This is a genomic window from Halobellus ruber, from assembly GCF_014212355.1.
GTDB lineage: Archaea > Halobacteriota > Halobacteria > Halobacteriales > Haloferacaceae > Haloquadratum > Haloquadratum rubrum.
This window is the reverse complement of record NZ_JACKXD010000005.1, coordinates 164,167-181,724: the sequence shown is the minus strand read 5'-3', so window position 1 is coordinate 181,724 and position 17,558 is coordinate 164,167. Positions and strand designations below refer to the sequence as shown.

Here is a 17,558-nt window from a genome sequence, read left to right as displayed (position 1 = left end):
ATGTCGGAGCTCGATTCGGCACGGAACGGCGACGACGCGACCGCCGAGAGCGTCGCCGCGCGGGTCGCGGAGGCCGAGGAGTGCGTCGCGGACCTGCGGGACGCGAAACAGCGGCTCGCAACGGTCGAATCCGAGATCGACTCGGTCGGCGAGGACGCCGTCGTCGACGCCGCCGACGCCTACCGGAAGGCGATCCGACTGCTGGACCGCTACGAGGGGTCGGCGACCGGGACCGGCGACTTCCAGGCGTACGTGGAGTTTCAGGACAAGTTCCTCGGCCTCGTGGAAGGGCGCGACGACGACACCCCCGCAAGCGAGGCGTTCGCGGCCGCCGGCGAGCGGCTGGACCAGCGGCGGCTGAGCGAATCCGACTTCGACGCCGCCCGCGAGGACCTGGAACCGGCCGCCGAGTACGTCGACCTGCTCGACCGGCGCGAGGACGCCGAGGAGGCCGTCGCGAAAGCCAGGCGCGACGCCCGGCTCTGCCGCCGCGAACTCGACGGGGAGATCGACGAGCGCGCGGAGTGGCTGGCGGTCGGCGAGGCCGACCTCGACGCGCCGGTCGCGGAGCTGACCGACCCGATCGAGGCGTACAACCGGGCCGTTCGCGAGGAGTTCGACGAGTTCTACGCGTCGGCGTCGATCGCCGAGGTCGTCGACTTCCTCGACCGCGCGGAGGCGTTCCCCCTGGTCGAGTTCCGGTCGCCGCCGCGGGACCTCCGGGAGTTCGCCGCCGAGAGCCCCGACGCCGACGAGCCGGTTCCGACCCTGCTCGAGTACGCCGACTACAGCGGGTCGAAGCTCGACCACTACGCCGAGGACCCCGGATTGCTCCAGACCACCGTCGCGGTCCACCGGACCTACCTCGAACGCCTCTCGGGGGAGCCGCTGACCGTGTCGCTGCCGCCGCCGCCGGCCGCGGAGCTCCGGTTCCGGACCCGCGAGCGGCTGTCGTTGCTCGGGCGGTTCGCCGACGAGGGGACGATCGCACAGCTCCGGGCCGTCCGAGACCTGAGCCGGCGCGAGGACTACCGCGAACTCAGTCGCGCCGCCCGCGCCCACCGGGAGCTCGACGACGACGAGCTCGCGGCGGTCCGGTCGGGGGCGGCGGAAGCGGAACTGGAACGGCTGCGTGACGCCCGCGACCGGCTCGCGGCCGAACTCGACGGCGAGGCCGACGGCTGAACCGATGCTCGTCGCCGCCGTCACGATCGGTATCGGGGTGGTGTGTGTGTACTACGGCGCACGCTCGCTCCGCGTCGGGCGGGCGGTCCGTCGGCTTCGTGACCGCGACCGCACCGGTCCGAGCCACCCGACCGACTGGGCGGGACCGGCCGACGGGGACCCGATCGAATCCGGCGCCACGCTTGCGGACCGTGGGTCGCTCGAACGCGGCGTCGTGCTGCTGGTGCTCGGGGCGTGCTGTCTCCTGTTCGGCGTCCTCGCCGCGTAGCCGGGTCGGTGCGGACCGACCGCAAAGCGGGTCTCACTCGGCTCGCGCGTTCTCCAGCGCCGCACGGATCGGCTCCGCGATCTCCTCCGCGAGGCTCCGGGCGCGGTCGGCGTCGCGGGCCTCCGCGTAGATCCGCACCTTCGGCTCGGTGCCGGAGGGCCGTACCAGCACCCACGCGTCGCCGTAGTCCAGCCGGTAGCCGTCCTTGGTGTCCGGGTCGGCGGCGGCCGACGCCGCGAACGCCCGGGCGGCGTCGAGCATCGCGTCGAGCTCCGCATCGGTCTCGTAGGCGAGGTCGAGCCGAACGTTCTCGTAGTCGGTGTACGGCGCGACGAGTTCGCTGACCGGACGTTCGGCGACGAGTTCGAGGAGCTTCGCCCCGGCGTAGGCGCCGTCGCGGACCAGCCGGTAGTTCGGGAAGAACACCCCGCCGTTGCCCTCGCCCGCGATCGGGACCCGTTTGCCGTCCGCCCGGAGTTCGCGGATCCGGGAGATGATGTTGGTCGACCCGATCGGGGTGAGTTCCAGATCGGCGCCGACCCGCTCGCAGACGTCCACCAGCCGCTGGGAGACGTTCACCGCCGCGACGGTGGTGTCGCCGGTGTCGAGTTCCGCGGCCGCGAGCGCCGCCAGCGACGCCTCGCCGGCGACGAACTCCCCCGCCTCGTCGACGAAGACCGCCCGGTCGGCGTCGCCGTCGTGTGCGATCCCGACGTCCGCGTCGGCGGCGGTCACGAGCGTCCGGAGGTCGTCGAGCCGGGACGCGACGGGCTCGGGCTGGCGCCCCGGGAAGAAGCCGTCGGGCGTGGCGTTGACCGTGACGACCTCGCACCCGAGCCGGCGGAAAAAGTCCGGGCTGGTCAGTGCGCCGGCGCCGTGCCCGGGGTCGAGCGCAACGGTGAGGTCGGCCGCGGCGATGGCCTCGCGGTCGACCGCGGCCAACAGGTCCGCGACGTACTCGCGGTTCGCCGAGTCGACCCGGCTGACCGTGCCGACCGCGTCCCACGTCGCGATCGAAAACTCCTCGGAGAGAATGCGCTCTTCGATCCGTTCGAGCCGGTCGACCCCGAGTTCGACCCCGTCGGCGCCGACGAGCTTCACCCCGTTGTACTCCGGGGGGTTGTGGGAGGCGGTGATCACGAGCCCGGGGCGCCCGTAGACGTCGGCGTATCGGACGGCGGCGGGCGTGGGAGCCGTCCCCAGCCGGTCGACGTCGACGCCGACGCTCGCGAGCCCGCTCGCGGCCGCGTTCGCGAGCATCTCGCCGGAGGTCCGCGTATCGCGGGCGATGAAGACGCTGTCGGCCGACCAGGCGGTGCCCGCGGCCTTCGCGATCCGGAGGACGAACTCCGGGGAGAGCCCCTCGCCGACGACCCCCCGGGTGCCGCTCGACCCGAACAGTTGCATCGGCTTTCCCTCCACGTTCCGCGCTCAAATGTGTACCTCTTCGGCGGCCGACCGACCGCTCGGTTCGGGGTCGGACGTGCGACCGGCCGAGCCGCCGCCGGACCCGGTGCGTTTAGGCGGCTCCCACGCGGAAAGGCGGGTATGCACGAGCCGTTTCCGGAGTTCGAGGTGGTTCCCGCGGTGGATATGCAGGACGGGGCGGTGGTCCAGCTCGTCCAGGGCGAACGCGGGACCGAAACGCAGTACGGCGACCCCGTGACCGCCGCCGAGCGGTGGGTCGGGGAGGGCGCACGGACGCTTCACCTCGTCGACCTCGACGGCGCCTTCGACGGCGAGCGGGCGAACGCCGACGCGGTCGAGGCGATCGTCGACGCCGTCGACGTTCCGGTCCAACTCGGCGGCGGGATCCGGACCGCGGCGGACGCAACCGACCTGCTCGACCGCGGGGTCGAGCGCGTCATCCTCGGCACCGCCGCGGTCGAGCGGCCGGAACTGGTCTCCGAGATCGCCGCGCAGCATCCCGGCCGGGTGATGGTGAGCCTCGACGCGAAGGGCGGCGAGGTCGTGGTTTCCGGGTGGACCGAGGGCACGGGACTCGATCCCGCCGCGGCCGCCGCCCGGTTCGAGGAGGAGGGGGCGGGCTCGATTCTCTTCACCGACGTCGACGTCGAGGGACGGCAGGCGGGCGTCCAGACGGACGTGACGGGGCGCGTCGCCGACGCGGTCGACATCCCCGTGGTCGCCTCCGGCGGGGTGGCGTCGCTGGACGACGTCCGGGCGCTCCGCGAGGTGGGCGCGGCGGCGGTCGTCGTCGGGACTGCGCTCTACGAGGGGTCGTTCACGCTCGCGGCCGCGATGGACGCCTGATACGGAGTATTGTAGTCAATTACCGGTTATCGCGACACCGTCTCCGGCGATGACCGGTAATTCGTTACAATACTCCGTATGAGCCGGAACCGGGAGACGACCGCGACGCTCGTGAGCGCGATGAGCGTGACCCCGAGTGCGATCCCGAACCCGGAGCCGGGGTACAACAGGAGCCCCCGGCGCAGAGCGTGAACGCCGCGAAGGCGACTCCGTTCACCCACCTCATACCGCGGTGGTCGGCGGGGGCGCCGATCAAACCGCGCAAGACGGGCGTCGGACGAACCGGCGCCCGGGGTCGAAACGGGAGCGTTACGCCCGCTGTGATTCGATCCGCTCGCGGCCGGGCGCGATCAGGTCGTCCAGGTACGTCGCCAGGGCGCCCTTCGCGTCGGCAGGGTGGAGTTCGCCGGATTCGAGGTCGGCTTCGAGGTCGTCGTAGCTCCCGTAGGTCAGGTCCCCGCCGTACTGGTCGGGGCGCTCGACCACGACCTCCGAAAAGCGCGGGAAGACGTGGTACTCGAACAGTTGGAGCACCGGGTTCTCCCGTTCCTCGCCGTCGTCGGTCGGGTCGGGGTCGGCAGTGGGCGGGCAGTACGCCTTCTCGACTTTCGCCTCGATGTCGGCTGCGGAGTCCTCCATCGAGATCGACACGCCCGAGGAGGTGGACATCTTTCCCACGCCGGTCGTGAGGTCCGCGATCAGCGGGGTGTGGAGACACGTCGGCGACGCGGCGTCGATGCTCGGCAGCGTGTCGCGGGCGAGCATGTGCACCTTCCGCTGTTCCATCCCGCCGATCGCGAGGTCGACGTCGAGGTAGACGATGTCAAGCGCCTGCATCAGCGGGTAGACCGCGTGAGCGACGGTCGCGGTGTCGCCGCCGGCGATCTCGGACATCGCGCGCTCGGCCCGCGACAGCGACGTCTCCAGTTCGAGGGCGTGCAGATCCAGGACGTACTCCTCGTCGAGCTGGTACTCGGAGCCGAGCACGAACTCCGTCCGGTCGGGATCCAGCCCGTACGCGACGAACTGCTCTTGCATCCGGGTCGCGGTCTCGCGGATCTCCGCGAACGTGCCCTTCCCGTTGAGGTAGGCGTGGACGTCGGCCAGCAGAACGACCACCTCGAACCCCTCGTCTTGGAGTTCGATCAGCTTGTTCGCGGTGAGCATATGCCCGACGTGGAGGACCCCGGAGGGCTCGTAGCCGACGTACGCCCGTTTTCCGTCGGGCGAGTCGGCTAACGCGCGGACCTCCTCGTCGGTGACCACCTCGGCGGCGTTCCGGGTGATCCGGTCGTAGGCGTCCATACCGGTACGGAGTCGCGACGGGGGCATATGACTTCTGGGACGCGGGCGAGGGCCCGCATCGGCGACCGGAAAGCGTCATACCGACGCGGTTCCAACACGCTACTGATGCCAACGACGCGTTCGCCGCTCGTCGTGCTCGGGGGGCTCGTCGCCGTCGCCTTCCTCCCGCTCGTGATAATGTGGGCGGTGATCTCCGACGTCGGGACGTTCGCGTACTTCGCGGGGTTCGCGATCTACTTCCTCGTGGCCCACGTCGCGCTCCCGGGGTGGGTCTACATCGACGCGACCGGGCGGGGAAGCGACGCCGCGACCGCCTGGACCGGGCTCTGTTTTTTCCTGCCGGTCCTCGGGTTCGTGGCGTACTACTTCCTCGGCCAGCCCGACGCGCCCTACGAGATGGGGGCCGAGCCGAGGGCGCCGTGACCGACGGATCGGGGATCGTCGAACTGGAGTTGTCGTAGTTCGTTCACGAGAGACGACTGCATCGACCCCTGGAACGGGCGTCCGGGTTGCGTCCTGTGGGTTCTGCCGATTCGAGGGGAGAGTTCCGTTCATCGTGCATCATAAGAAGGCGGGTTTCACAGGCCGCCTATCGTCCCACTTGCGGACTCGCTCCCGACGAGCGACACGTCTACCCGATGCTCGAAAAGAAGTATATGAATCTTTTCATAGAACTTATTTTTGCGGAGTCGTTAGATACAGCTGGGTATGTTAGTGGAAAAGCTCAAAAGCCTCGTCAGGCCCGACACGACGTACACCTACGAGTGCAACGTCTGTGGCGAGGTGTGGGAGACCGAGAACGTTCGTGTCAACGCCGAGTGTCCCGAGTGCGGCGGTCCCCCGACGGTGCCAGGTGAGACGCCCGGAGGAACGTAGCAGCCGAGGCGGCGGTCGATACCGACGTTTTTTGTGCATCGAGAGATGGACGGCGACCGAATCCGTCGAAACCAACCGACCACGTCCGCCCGCTCGATCCCAGTATCGTCGTCGCGTCAGTCCGGGCGGTGACTACGGTCGGCGAGGAGAGCGGTCAACGGAGTTGGGGTCGCTACGCTGAGTGTGACCGCTTCATACTGTCGGCTATAGTCGCGTGAAGATTCTCCACATCTCCGGAGTGTCGAAATCCTTCACGTAGTTATAGCCGACAGTATCAGCAACCCTCTTTTCGTATCCTGGTGCGGATTCGAGACGGCGTTCGCCTGTACGGAGCGATTCAGGGGGCAGGTACGTTGATCAGGGTCACACTCCGGATCAGAACGGGTTGTCGATCCCGGTTTCGGTCAGGGGTTTCGCGGAGGCGGTTTTGGAAACGGCTTCGTCAACTGCAACTTGGTCGGTCATCAGGAAGCAGTTGTACTTGGGGATGCTTTGCTGGATGACTGATTGCTTGAAGATGTTCCCCGGGTGCTCGGTATACTTCCGCACCACGACGACGAACTCTTCGACGGCGGAGACGGGGGTAAGGCTATATCCGTGGTCTTCGAGGAACGAGTTGATCTCTTCAAACTCTTCGACCGGTACTTCGAACCGATACTGGGTGTGGTTGTAGTGGTTCCGTAGGCGGGCGAAGACGTCGTCGCCTTCGAAGTAGTACTTAAACAGGTACTCGCTGTTGATTCTGAAGGCGTTGACCGTGTCCCGGTTGGCGCGGCGGAAACCCGCCATCATATGTGAATACGTACCACAGACGGATGAATGATCGGTTGGTTAACTGTATTGAACGGACCGAGAGCAACCGATACTACGGGAGCCACGTCAACGCCTCGACCGTCCGCGCGCCGTCGCTACCGCCCCTCGCTCTTCGTCTCGGCGCGGTGCTCGGAGATGATCTGGTCGACCATCGACGCCTTCCGTTCCCGGCGGCGCTCCTCTGCGCGACGCTCCCAGTCGTCGATCGCGACCTCGATTTCGGACTCCCGGGCGACCGCGAGTTCGTCGACCTCCTGGATCGTGACGTCGGCGGCGGGCGCGACCGGAATCTCCTCCTCGAAGAGGATCCGGTCCGCCACCTCCGAGAGTCCGCCGCCCGACCGCAGGACGATCCGGGGGTCGACGTCCGCCAGCCGCTGGGCGGTCGACCGGCCCGCGCCGGAGGCGTCCCGGAGGTAGACCACGTCGCCGGCAGCCAGCCCGAACTCCCTGTCGGCGGTCTCGATGGCGTCCCGCGTGAACTGCTCGATCACCTTCACCGGGACGAGGTCGCCGTCGGTGTCGACGTCGGCGAAGTTGGAGTGGTCCAGCTTCCACAGCGCCTTCAGCCGCTCTAATTTGTCGTCGAGTTCGTCGTTTGCGGCCTCCAGTTCCTCGACGCGGCGCTCCAGCCGGCCGTTCTCGCGTTCGAGGCGCTTGACCTCGCGGCGCTCCCTGGCCTCGCGGCGCTCCTCGCGTTTGGCCTCCGAGAGCGCCTCCTCGTACTCCGCGATCGTCTCCTCTCTCTCCGCGATGGTGTCGTTGAGGTCGTCGACGTGGGACTCCAGGCGGTCGACCCGCTCGCGGAGCCGGCGGATCTCCTTTTCCTCGTCGGTGAGCTCCCGTTCCTCGTGTTCGGACTCGTCGGGCTCCGCCTCGTCTTCGTCCTGCAGCTCCTGCAGGGCGGCCTCGACCGATGCCTCGCCCGCGACCACCCGGGAGATGACCTCGCCGCGTTCGACGTCCGGCGGCACCTTCCGGGAGATGCGCTCGAACTGGTCTTCGTGGTCGTCGACGGCGAAAAGCGCCGCCGCCAGGGCGTCACGCTCGTGGTCGTTGTCGTAGGCGACCTCGCGGGTGCGGTGGAGTTTCTCGTCGACCGGGAGGTCCGAGTCGGGGACCCACGCCGCGGCGTCGAAACTCCGCCGGAACTGCTCGACGGTCTCCGGCATCGGCGTCACGTCGGCGGCGACCACCACCGGCCGGCCGCGCTCGATCAGCCACTCGATCACGTCGGCGGTGTCGTGGGTCCGCGTCGAGTACACGTCCAGCACCGACCCGTCGAGCCCGATCACCGCGGCGGCGGTCGTCGTTCCGGGGTCGATGCCGACGACGACGCGGTCCCGGCGTTTGACCAGCGGCTCGAACTCGATGCCGTCGCGGCGCTCCCGCTCGATCTCGATTCTGGTGTCGCCGGAGCGCCCGCTCGACACCGGGAGCTCCGAGGGCGGCGCCTCGACGGTGAACACCGCGTTGGCGTAGCCGCCGTACTTTTCGGTGACGTCGACCTCGAACTCCAGGTTGGCGTTCTCCAACCGGTTTTTGACCTCGCGGGTCCGTCGCTTCACCGACCCGTGGATCCGGCGGGTGTACCGGTCCTGGCTCCACCCGCCGCTACCGGTCGAGCGCCCGCGTGAGACCTTCACCTCGGTGGTGTCGCCGAACGCGGTTACGGCCGACCCGACGTTCGCCGCCGCGAGCCGCGCGGCGGCTTCGGCCTCCTGCATCGGATCCTTGCCGTATGGGACGCCGTGTCTGGACGCGACCCGCGAGAGCGGCTCGGGGCGCTCGGCGCCGGTCACCTGCACCAGGGTGGTGACGTCGGGCAACGCCTGCAGGAATTGGACGAGTGCGTTCTTGTCCGCGGCGAGCTCGTACATATTGTCGGTCGCGAGCATCCCCGGCTCCTCGCGCTCCACCAGCCGCAGCAGCTTCCGGTGGGAGACCACGTCGCGGTCGACGTTCTCGCCGTCGAACGCCACGACGGCGTACGAGGGCGAGTCGCCGCGGACGTCGCCGCTCTGGATGTCCACGCCGAAAACGAGGGTGTCGAGCGCGCTCGTCCGGTCGTTCACACCTCTCGTTTGGTGTGTGTAGATATATATGCCACGGCGGTCCGGTGATCCACGGCTGCGGGGTGGGGCGACCCCACAGTCGGACGAGGGTTTATATACGAGTCCGCGGCCAGCGACCCCGTGACGTGAGTGTGGCCCGCGTCGGGTAGCGGTTGCTCGGCACGTCGGCGCGGGAGACGAATTCGGTGTGCCGACTGCTCGCTATCCGGATCTCCGGTCCGCCCCGAAACGGAGGATAAACGGTCGCCGCTCCCGCCGGCGACGCCGGTCTCCCGCCGTCGACGATAGTTTCACTCCTCGTCGGGGTACGGCACCTCGACCGTGTGGCCGTCGTCCGGAAGGAACACCTCGGTCCCCGCCGGCGCCGCCGACGCGGCCTCGCGTTCGATCGGCGAGGCGTCCCCGGCGTACCGCGAGGAGACGTGAACCAGCCCCAGCCGCTTGGCCCCGGCGCGGGCGGCGATCTCGGCGGCCTCTCGGCCGGTCGAGTGGCCGGTCCGGCGCGCCCGCTCGGCCCACTCGTCGTCGAAGGTGGCGTCGTGGACGAGCAGGTCCGGCTCCGCGGCGGCCGCCACGGCCGACTCGACCGGCCGGGTGTCGCCGGTGTAGACGACCCGCCGACCGGGACGGGGGTCGCCGACGACCTGTTCGGGTCTGACGACGGTGCCGTCGTCGAGTTCCACGGGCTCGCCGTCGTGTAGTTTCCCGAACTTCGGGCCGACCGGGACCCCGAGTTCCTCCGCGCGCTCGCGGTCGAACCGGCCGCGGCGGTCGTCCTCGACGACGGCATACCCCATCGAGGAGACGTTTCGGTGGTCGGTCTCGAACGTCCGGACTTCGTACTCCGGGGAATCGAGCGCGACGTTCCCGGGACGAACCTCGTTGATCGTGATCGGGAAGTCGGGGCGGTAGCCGCCGGCTTCGAGCAGATCGCGGAGGTGCGGCTTCGATCCCGGCGGGCCGTGGATCGCCAACGGGTCGTCGCGGCCGTTGAAATCGAGCGTCTGGACCAGCCCCGGAATCCCGAGGATGTGGTCGCCGTGGAGGTGGGTGACGAACAGATGCGAGACCGTGAACCCGGTGCCGAACCGCATCATCTGGCGTTGGGTCCCCTCGCCGCAGTCGAACAGCAGCCGCTCGCCGTCGCGCTCCAGTAGGAGGGCGCTCGGCCCCCGCTCGGTCGTCGGGACGGCCCCGCCCGTCCCGAGGAACGTCACGCGCATCGACATACGTGACGTCGGTGACGGCGTGGTAAACCCGTGTCGGATCGGTAATACTGCGTCGGCGGGAGAGGGATATCGAGTGAATCGAAGAACTCGGACAGTCCGCCGGTCACACGTCGTGGTCCCGGAACCGCCGGAGGTCGACGTCGACAGGCAGTTCGTCGAAGTCGTCGTCAGCCCCGGCCACGAGCGCTGCGTCGCGTTCGTGGGCGAGTGCGACGGCGTACGCGTCGGCGAGTGAGAGGTTCCCGTCGGCCTTCACCTCCGCCGCCAGTCGCCAGTCGGCCGACTCGATACGCAATCCCTGCCGTTCGAGCGCACGGAGATCGCGGTCGGCTTCCCGTACCGAGCCCTTCGTCGGCGTGTCGTCGACGCCTTCGAACCGAGCGACGAGGTAGAACACTTCGCTCGCGTTCGTCTCGGCGAGGAACCCGTCCGACTGACCGGTGAAGACCTCTTCGAGAAGCGTCGCGACGGTTTCGTGACCGGGCTCGTTGTAAAGGAAGGCGACAATAGCCTCGGTGTCGAAAACGTACCCGTCGCTCATACATCCTCGGACGGGCGGAGCCGTTCGACTCGCTCGGCCTCGCGGCGACTCTCCTCGTTTTTCAGTTCGTGAACCCGCTCCAGCACCTCACCACGTTCGTGCTCTCCAGCGTGGATCCCGTGCAGTTCGCCGGGTGACGGCACCGGCTCGATGACGATGCGCCCCCGTTCTTCGTAAACGAACACCTCCCCCGGCGTCTCGATCCCGAACTTTTCCCGGAGCCCCTTCGGGATCGTTGCCTGTCCCTTCTGTGACACGCGTACTACCGTTGGTTCGTTCGTGCTACTCGCCATCGTTAGTAATGGTGTTGACTCTTTGTACTACTAAACCCATCGCAGTAAAATAACTTGGGTGTCAGTACACGACTCCGCGATGCGTATCAGCTCTCACCCCCGTCAGAGGGTTTTAATCGCAGGAGGGCGGACTCGTACCCGTGTCGACGACCGGCGAGTACGAGCGGTTCTTCCCCTACGAGCAGCCCTATCCGAACCAGCGCTCCGCGATGGCGGAGATCTCCGAGGCGCTCGACGACCAGCGCGACGTGCTCCTGGAGGGCGCACCGGGGACCGGCAAGACCCTCTCGGCGCTGGTACCGGCGCTTGAGTACGCCCGGCGGACCGACAAGACCGTCGTCATCACCACCAACGTCCACCAGCAGATGCGGCAGTTCATCGAGGACGCCCGCGCGATCGTCGAGGAGGAGCCCCTCCGGGCGGTCGTGTTCAAGGGAAAGTCCTCGATGTGCCACATCGACGTCGACTACCAGGAGTGTCAGACCCTCCGGGACACCACCCGTGACCTCGTCGAGACCGAACGGGAACGCGAGGAGCTCCGCCGGCAGGCCGACGCCCTGCTCGACCGGATCCGCGAGGGCGAGGAGGGCGCCGGCGAGGCCCGGTCGGCGGTGACCGACGAACTCGACGAGGTGGAGACCGAACTCGAAGAGCTCCGCGAGGGCAACGTTTGCGAACACTACTACAACAACCTCGTCGAGGACACCGACGCGTTCTTCGAGTGGCTCTTCGCGGACGTTCGCACCCCCGAGGACATCTACGCCTACGCCGACGAACGGAAGCTCTGTGGGTACGAGCTGCTGAAGGAGGGAATGGAGGCGGTGGATCTGGTGGTGTGCAACTACCACCACCTGCTCGACCCGACGATCCGCGAGCAGTTCTTCCGGTGGCTCGGCCGGGATCCGGAGGACGTGGTGACGGTCTTCGACGAGGCCCACAACATCGAGTCGGTCGCCCGCGACCACGCCACCCGGACGCTGACCGAGAACACGCTGGAATCCGCGTTGGCGGAACTCGAGGACGCCGACGACTCCCGGGTCGACCCCGCCGAGAACGTCCTGTCGGCGTTTCTGAGAGCGCTCCGGGAGACCTGCAACGACGCCCTCGGCTTCGGCGAGCGCGAGCAGGTCGGCGAGGAGTGGTACGACCTCTCGATCGCCAACTCCGGTCGGAGAGACGACCTGACGCTCGCCTTTCTCGACCGCTACGAGGGCCGCGGGATCGACAGCGAGGTCGACCTCGCACTCCAGTTGGGGAAGGTCTTAGACCAGGAGTACGAGGACGCCTACCGGAACGGGTCGGCGACGACGCGCGCGGAGTCGCAGACCCTCCAGGCCGCGGAGTTCGTCGCGTCGTGGATGGCCGACGGCGGGAAGCTGGGCCAGCACCCGCTGTGTGCGGTGCGCCGGGACGCCGGGAGCGAGGAGGTGTACGGCCGCGCGGAGCTGTACACCTGCATCCCCCGGAAAGTGACCGAGGACCTGTTTGCGGAGGTCGACGCCAGCATCCTGATGTCGGCGACGCTGCGGCCCTTCGACGTGATCGAGGACGTGCTCGGACTCGACGAGCCCGTCACGATGGCATACGGCCTGGAGTATCCCGAAGAGCGCCGCCGGACGCTCGCGGTCGAGGCGCCGGCGCTTTTCAGTTCCGACCGCGACGACCCCGACACGCAGGCGACGATCACGGACGTCCTCGCCGACGCCGTCCGGTTCACGCCCGGGAACTGTTTGCTGTTTTTCCCGTCGTACGCGGAAGCCGAGCGGTACCACGACCGGCTCCGGGACCGCGCGGACGTCGACGCCAGGCTCCTCCGCGACGGCTCAGACGAGGACACAGAGTCGCTCAGGCGGTCGTTCGTCGCCGCCGACGACGCGGTCCTCTGTACGTCGCTGTGGGGGACGCTCGCGGAGGGCGTGAGCTTCGACGACGGCGCCGCCCGGACGGTCGCGGTCGTGGGCGTGCCGTACCCGCGGCTCTCCGAGCGGCTGGAGGCGATCCAGGACGCCTACGACCGGGCGTACGACGACCGCGAGGACGCCGGGTGGCGCTACGCGGTCGAGATCCCCACGATCCGGAAGACCAGACAGGCGCTCGGCCGGGTGATCCGGTCGCCCGAGGACTACGGCGTCCGGCTGTTGGTCGACCGGCGGTACACCCGCGAGAGCGTCGAGATGGGGAAGTACGGCGTCCGCGGGAGCTTCCCCCGGGAGGAACGGGCGGAGCTCGTCGACGTCGCCCCCGGGAAGCTGAAGTTCTCGATGCTGAACTTCTACGCCGACCTCGACGCCTACGACGGGGCGCCGCCGCAGCCGTAGCCCGAGTGCGGCCCGCCACCGGCCGACCCGCGGGCGAGTTCCGACGGTCTCTCCTCGATCGCCATCACGCGGAGCGGTGGAACGCCGTCATCGTTCGATCCCCTGCAGGAAGTCGGGTTGCCACCCGGCGGGGGAGCCGGCGCCGCCGACTATCCGAGCGGCAGCCGCGCGGCGTCCTCGCGGTACCGCGAGTCGTGGATCCGGAGCTCCCCGGCGGTCCACGCGACGGGGTCGATCGACCGCCGTTCGACCAGGTCGGCGGCGTCCGCGACGCTGCCGCCGCGGGCGAGGGTGATGTGCGGCACGTAGTCGTCGCCCTCCATCCCCGCGACCGTCCCGAAGGCGTCGCAGAGGCGGCGGTGAAGCGCGCGGAGGCCGGGGCTCTCGACGGCGAGGTAGACCACCGGCCCGGGGCCGCGGGTCGGCCGCTCGAAGTAGTCGAGCCCCGTCACCCGGAGGTCGATCCCGTCGGCGGGAGCCGAACGGCGGAGGAGCGGCCGGAGGCGCTCGCGGAGCCGGGGGAGGGAGTCGGCGTCGTCGTCGAGCGCGGTGTCGAACCGCTTCGCCAGGAGGGTGTGCCGCTCCCGGTTCCGATCGAACCGGACCAACTCCGGGTGGAGGTCGCCGGCGACCCGCCGGATCTCCCCCGGGACGGGGACGTTCAGGCTGAACACGGCCGACTCTGGGGTGCCGGGGACAAGAACGCGTCGGGACCGGCCGTCCACAGACGTTTATTTCCCACCGACCAACGAACGGGTATGCGCGACGACGCACCCGCCAGACGTCGGGTCCTCGCCGCGGTCGCCGGGATCGTCGCCGGAGCGACCGCGGGCTGTGCGGGCGGGGCCGGGTCGGGGGGCGACGACCGGACCACCGCCGGGGCCGTGACCGACGCGGCCGTCACGACCGGGGCGACATCGGCGGACGGCGCGGACCTCGACCTCCGGGAGGCCAACGTCGTCGACGTGGCCGTCGAGCGCGACGGCGACGCCTACGACTTCGCGGTGACGCTCCACCACGACGACGACGGCGAGGAGGGGTACGCGAACTGGTGGCAGGTCGAGCGCCTCGACGGGGGGCAGTTGGGTCGGCGGGACCTGCTTCACGCCCACTCCCGACAGCCGTTCACCCGCTCCGAGACGATCGAGATCCCCGAGGGCGTCGACTGCGTCGTCGTCCGCGGACACGATCAGACGCACGGGTACGGCGGCCGACTCGCGGTTGTCGCTCCCGACTCGGGCGCGATCCGAACCGTCGATCAGGGGCCCGAGCCGCAGTCGACGGACGGGGAGGCGTGTCCGGGCGGCTGATTCAGAGCCGGTCGGTCAGCCACAGCACGAGCAGCACCACCACGAGAAGTCCCAACAGCGGGCGGAGCGGGCCGAGAAGCTCCCCGAGGATCCCGAGAACCCCGCCGACGACTTCCAGGACGAGCCAGATCACGGCCAGCACCAACACGATCCGCAGCAGGCTCTCGACTTCGAGATCACCCCGATCGCCTCCCGACGCTCGACGAGGCATACCCGGTGGGAGTCGGGCGCCGTCAAGTGCCTTCGGGTCGGTCGCGTCCCATCACGCGTTCGCCCGGGACACCCTTAATGGGATACGTTCCCAACGTTCGGTATGTCGAGCATCTTCCGGGAACTCGGGCGCCGCTCCGTCGGCAGCGTGCCGAGCCGGCTTCTCCCCGCGGCGGCCGTGGTCGTCGCCCTGATCCTCGCGGTCACGATCTTCGGGACCGACCCGACCACCATCGTCGGACTGGCCGTGCTCGCCGTGGCGGTCGCGACGGTCTACAGCGCGGTCGAGATCGTCAACGCCTACGAGAAGCGGGCGCTCACCGTGTTCGGGGAGTACCGCCGGCTCTTGGAGCCCGGGATCAGCTTCGTCCCGCCGTTCGTCTCGAAGACCTACACCTTCGACATGCGGACCCAGACCATCGACGTGCCGAAACAGGAGGCGATCACCCGCGACAACTCCCCGGTGACCGCTGACGCGGTCGTCTACATCCGGGTGATGGACGCAAAGCGGGCGTTTCTCGAAGTCGACGACTACGAGGGGGCGGTCTCGGATCTCGCACAGACCACGCTCCGGGCCGTTCTGGGCGATATGGAGCTCGACGACACCCTCTCCGAGCGGGAGGTAATCAACCGCCGGATCAACGAGGAACTCGACGAACCCACCGACGAGTGGGGGATCCGCGTCGAGAGCGTGGAAGTGCGGTCGGTCAAGCCCAGCCGGGGCGTCGAGGACGCGATGGAGCAGCAGTCCTCCGCCGAACGCCGCCGCCGGGCGATGATCCTCGAAGCCCAGGGGGAACGCCGCTCCGCCATCGAGACCGCGGAGGGCGAACGCCAGTCGAACGTGATCAGCGCCCAAGGCGAGAAGCAGGCGTCGGTGCTCCGCGCGCAGGGCGACGCGGTCGCGACCGTCCTCCGGGCCCGCGCGTCGGAGTCGATGGGCGAGCGCGCGATCGTCGACCGCGGGCTGGAGTCGCTCGAACGGATCGGCACGTCGCCGTCGTCGACGTTCGTGCTTCCCCAGGAGCTCACCAGCCTGCTCGGGCGGTACGGCCGGGGACTCACCGACTCCGACGTCCAGGAGTCCGCCGGGCTCGAAAGCCTGGATTTCGACCGCGAAACCCGCGAACTCCTCGGACTCGACGACATCGACGAGATCATCGCGGCGGTCGAGGACGCCGAAAGCGGCGAGGCCGTCGGCGACCTCGACGGCCGGGAGGGGGACAGTGCGGCCGACGTGGACCTGAATCTGGAAGGCTCCTACGAGTCGACGCGGTGACCGGTTCCCGCGGGACACGAACGATCGTTACAGTTAATTCGGGCCGGGGGAAACGTATGCATATGAGTCACAAGCGCGATCCGGACGTTCCCGGCAGCGACAGAGCGCCGGCGGCGTCGGAACCGGGCCTCCTCCGGGCGGTGCAACGACACCTCGCCGAGTGGCCGCGCCGCTACGTCGAGATGCGCGTCGGCGTGATCGAAGAGCGGACCGAGTAGGCGCTCGGCGGCTTCATACGGATTGTTGTAGTCAACTACCGGTCATCGCCGACCCCGTCTCCCGCGATGACCGGTATTTCGTTACAATGATCCGTATCAGACCCCGCCGGCCGCCATCAGGAACAGGGCGATCGAGATCACGGCGAAGAGCCCGCCGACGAACGTTTTGATCGTCGACGTACTGAGCGCGTTCGAGACGTAGGGGGCGATCTGTCCGCCCGTCACCGTCGCCGGGACGGTGAACACGACCATGTTCCACGGTGTCGACGCGAGGCTGAGGCTGTGCCCGCCGACGAGGCCGCCGCCGAACACGTGGACCAGCGACGCCAGGACGGCCGTCAGCGCGACGACGATGTGGTTCGTCCCGATCGCGATCCGGACCGGGACCTTCGTTCCGAGCATCGAGATGATCCCGAGCTCGCCCACCCCGAACCCCGCGAGCCCCTGGAACGTCCCGCCGACGCTGTAGTTCGCAAACCGGCGCAGGTAGCCGCCACGGGTGTACTGGTAGTCGCCGCCGTCGCGGTCGACGCGCGTTACGGTGCCCGTCTCGTCGGTTTCGACGCCGGCGGGGCCGAGCTTTCCGGGGTCGTCCGGCCGCCCGGGACGGCCGCCGTCGACGGCCGCCTCGGGGTCGGCGTCGTCGGAGCCGCTCGCTCCCCCGTGGCCGAGGTCGATCCTGAAGAGCAGGTACGACGCCGTCAACAGGGCGACACCCAACAGCCCGTGGAACAGCGGCTCCGGGATGACAAAGGAGAGCAGCGCCCCCGCGACGACGAACGGGACCGCGCCGCCGACGAGGGCGACCGCCAGTCGGCGGTCCACGAGGCCGTACTGGATGAACGCGAGCGAGGAACTCGACAGGCCGAACGCCTCGCTGATCAGGCCGACTTTCACGATCGTAGGTGGATCGAGCGGGCTCGCAAACAGCGGGAAGACGAAGATCAGAAACGGGACGAACAGCGCCGACCCGCTGATGCCGACCGTGTTGACGATCGTTGCTCCGAGCAGGAACGCCGGGAACAGCCACCAGTACTCCAGCCAGTAGCCCGTCCCCGTCCCCGATGCCGGCGCGCCGGCGACGACCGCGGTCACGAACGCGACCGGAGCGAGGAAGACGAAGACGTACTGATACCGGAGCAACAGCCGCTGGACACGGGTGGCGGAGATCGGATTCATCCGGGTGAGCCGTCTGTCAGTGTCCGGGGGTCGGTGTGGCGGTCGCCGGAGCGTTCGGACGGTCGTGCCGGTACATCACCGACTCACGTCCTGTACCGTTCGGTGACCCCTCGCTTCGGTACGGCGGCACGTCGACACGCAACTCATCGTAGCCGCCAGGTAGCGACGAGGTATGCATAAGGCTT

Annotated in this window: 19 protein-coding genes; 9 read left to right on the top strand and 10 right to left on the bottom strand. The window is 68.8% G+C overall.

Features of this window, described 5'->3' with window-relative positions; all coding sequences use genetic code 11:
- On the top strand, positions 1-1,185 hold the full coding sequence (locus tag H5V44_RS14050; protein WP_185193765.1) for a DUF7118 family protein: 1,185 nt from the start codon (positions 1-3) through the stop codon (positions 1,183-1,185).
- A gap of 4 nt (positions 1,186-1,189) precedes the next feature.
- On the top strand, positions 1,190-1,453 hold the full coding sequence (locus tag H5V44_RS14045; RefSeq protein WP_185193764.1) for a hypothetical protein: 264 nt from the start codon (positions 1,190-1,192) through the stop codon (positions 1,451-1,453).
- Positions 1,454-1,486: 33 nt separating this feature from the next.
- On the opposite strand, the gene glmM is transcribed toward H5V44_RS14045, so the two are convergent.
- The gene (glmM, locus tag H5V44_RS14040; protein WP_185193763.1) at positions 1,487-2,860 is read right to left on the bottom strand and encodes a phosphoglucosamine mutase; all 1,374 of its coding nucleotides are present in this window, start codon (positions 2,858-2,860) and stop codon (positions 1,487-1,489) included.
- A gap of 141 nt (positions 2,861-3,001) precedes the next feature.
- On the opposite strand from glmM, the gene hisA reads away from it, so the two are divergent.
- The gene (gene hisA, locus H5V44_RS14035) at positions 3,002-3,727 is read left to right on the top strand and encodes a 1-(5-phosphoribosyl)-5-[(5-phosphoribosylamino)methylideneamino]imidazole-4-carboxamide isomerase (RefSeq protein WP_185193762.1); all 726 of its coding nucleotides are present in this window, start codon (positions 3,002-3,004) and stop codon (positions 3,725-3,727) included.
- A 309-nt stretch (positions 3,728-4,036) separates the two neighbouring features.
- Here hisA and H5V44_RS14030 read toward each other — a convergent pair whose 3' ends face one another.
- A complete protein-coding gene (locus tag H5V44_RS14030; protein ID WP_185193761.1) occupies positions 4,037-5,032 on the bottom strand; it encodes a tyrosine--tRNA ligase in 996 nt (331 codons plus the stop codon).
- A gap of 105 nt (positions 5,033-5,137) precedes the next feature.
- On the opposite strand from H5V44_RS14030, the gene H5V44_RS14025 reads away from it, so the two are divergent.
- Together H5V44_RS14025 and H5V44_RS14020 are read left to right on the top strand one after the other, a co-directional pair.
- Complete coding sequence (locus H5V44_RS14025; protein ID WP_185193760.1) at positions 5,138-5,455, top strand: PLDc N-terminal domain-containing protein; 318 nt, start codon at positions 5,138-5,140, stop codon at positions 5,453-5,455.
- A 285-nt stretch (positions 5,456-5,740) separates the two neighbouring features.
- Positions 5,741-5,908, top strand: a complete 168-nt coding sequence (locus H5V44_RS14020) for a hypothetical protein (protein ID WP_185193759.1) — start codon at positions 5,741-5,743, stop codon at positions 5,906-5,908.
- Between the two features lie 375 nt (positions 5,909-6,283).
- On the opposite strand, the gene H5V44_RS14015 is transcribed toward H5V44_RS14020, so the two are convergent.
- The 5 genes from H5V44_RS14015 to H5V44_RS13995 all read right to left on the bottom strand — a co-directional run bounded on the left by H5V44_RS14015 (position 6,284) and on the right by H5V44_RS13995 (position 10,859).
- Entirely contained in the window at positions 6,284-6,697 is a 414-nt protein-coding gene (locus H5V44_RS14015) for a hypothetical protein (protein WP_185193758.1), read from the bottom strand.
- Positions 6,698-6,816: 119 nt separating this feature from the next.
- Positions 6,817-8,796 carry a DUF460 domain-containing protein gene (locus H5V44_RS14010; RefSeq protein ID WP_185193757.1) on the bottom strand — a complete coding sequence of 660 codons (1,980 nt, stop codon included), beginning with the start codon at positions 8,794-8,796 and terminating at the stop codon, positions 6,817-6,819.
- A gap of 290 nt (positions 8,797-9,086) precedes the next feature.
- Positions 9,087-10,019 carry a ribonuclease Z gene (rnz, locus tag H5V44_RS14005; protein WP_185193874.1) on the bottom strand — a complete coding sequence of 311 codons (933 nt, stop codon included), beginning with the start codon at positions 10,017-10,019 and terminating at the stop codon, positions 9,087-9,089.
- A 109-nt stretch (positions 10,020-10,128) separates the two neighbouring features.
- Complete coding sequence (locus tag H5V44_RS14000) at positions 10,129-10,566, bottom strand: PIN domain-containing protein (protein ID WP_185193756.1); 438 nt, start codon at positions 10,564-10,566, stop codon at positions 10,129-10,131.
- The gene (locus H5V44_RS13995; RefSeq protein ID WP_185193755.1) at positions 10,563-10,859 is read right to left on the bottom strand and encodes an AbrB/MazE/SpoVT family DNA-binding domain-containing protein; all 297 of its coding nucleotides are present in this window, start codon (positions 10,857-10,859) and stop codon (positions 10,563-10,565) included. The genes H5V44_RS14000 and H5V44_RS13995 overlap by 4 nt, the downstream gene beginning before the upstream one ends.
- Positions 10,860-10,999: 140 nt before the next feature.
- Here H5V44_RS13995 and H5V44_RS13990 point away from each other — a divergent pair, with 140 nt between their 5' ends.
- Positions 11,000-13,177 carry an ATP-dependent DNA helicase gene (locus H5V44_RS13990; RefSeq protein WP_343067759.1) on the top strand — a complete coding sequence of 726 codons (2,178 nt, stop codon included), beginning with the start codon at positions 11,000-11,002 and terminating at the stop codon, positions 13,175-13,177.
- Between the two features lie 149 nt (positions 13,178-13,326).
- On the opposite strand, the gene H5V44_RS13985 is transcribed toward H5V44_RS13990, so the two are convergent.
- Complete coding sequence (locus H5V44_RS13985) at positions 13,327-13,851, bottom strand: 2'-5' RNA ligase family protein (RefSeq protein WP_185193754.1); 525 nt, start codon at positions 13,849-13,851, stop codon at positions 13,327-13,329.
- Between the two features lie 84 nt (positions 13,852-13,935).
- On the opposite strand from H5V44_RS13985, the gene H5V44_RS13980 reads away from it, so the two are divergent.
- Positions 13,936-14,487 (top strand): hypothetical protein, encoded by a 552-nt coding sequence (locus H5V44_RS13980; protein WP_185193753.1) that lies wholly within the window; start codon positions 13,936-13,938, stop codon positions 14,485-14,487.
- Position 14,488: 1 nt separating this feature from the next.
- Here H5V44_RS13980 and H5V44_RS13975 read toward each other — a convergent pair whose 3' ends face one another.
- Positions 14,489-14,698: a DUF7554 family protein gene (locus H5V44_RS13975; protein WP_185193752.1), complete on the bottom strand. Its 210-nt coding sequence runs from the start codon at positions 14,696-14,698 to the stop codon at positions 14,489-14,491.
- Between the two features lie 102 nt (positions 14,699-14,800).
- Between H5V44_RS13975 and H5V44_RS13970 the strand changes: the two genes are divergently transcribed.
- Together H5V44_RS13970 and H5V44_RS13965 are read left to right on the top strand one after the other, a co-directional pair.
- Positions 14,801-15,976 (top strand): SPFH domain-containing protein, encoded by a 1,176-nt coding sequence (locus tag H5V44_RS13970; protein ID WP_185193751.1) that lies wholly within the window; start codon positions 14,801-14,803, stop codon positions 15,974-15,976.
- Positions 15,977-16,038: 62 nt separating this feature from the next.
- Complete coding sequence (locus H5V44_RS13965; protein WP_185193750.1) at positions 16,039-16,194, top strand: hypothetical protein; 156 nt, start codon at positions 16,039-16,041, stop codon at positions 16,192-16,194.
- Positions 16,195-16,290: 96 nt separating this feature from the next.
- Here H5V44_RS13965 and H5V44_RS13960 read toward each other — a convergent pair whose 3' ends face one another.
- Entirely contained in the window at positions 16,291-17,373 is a 1,083-nt protein-coding gene (locus tag H5V44_RS13960; RefSeq protein ID WP_185193749.1) for a sulfite exporter TauE/SafE family protein, read from the bottom strand.
- Between the last annotated feature and the right edge of the window lie 185 nt (positions 17,374-17,558).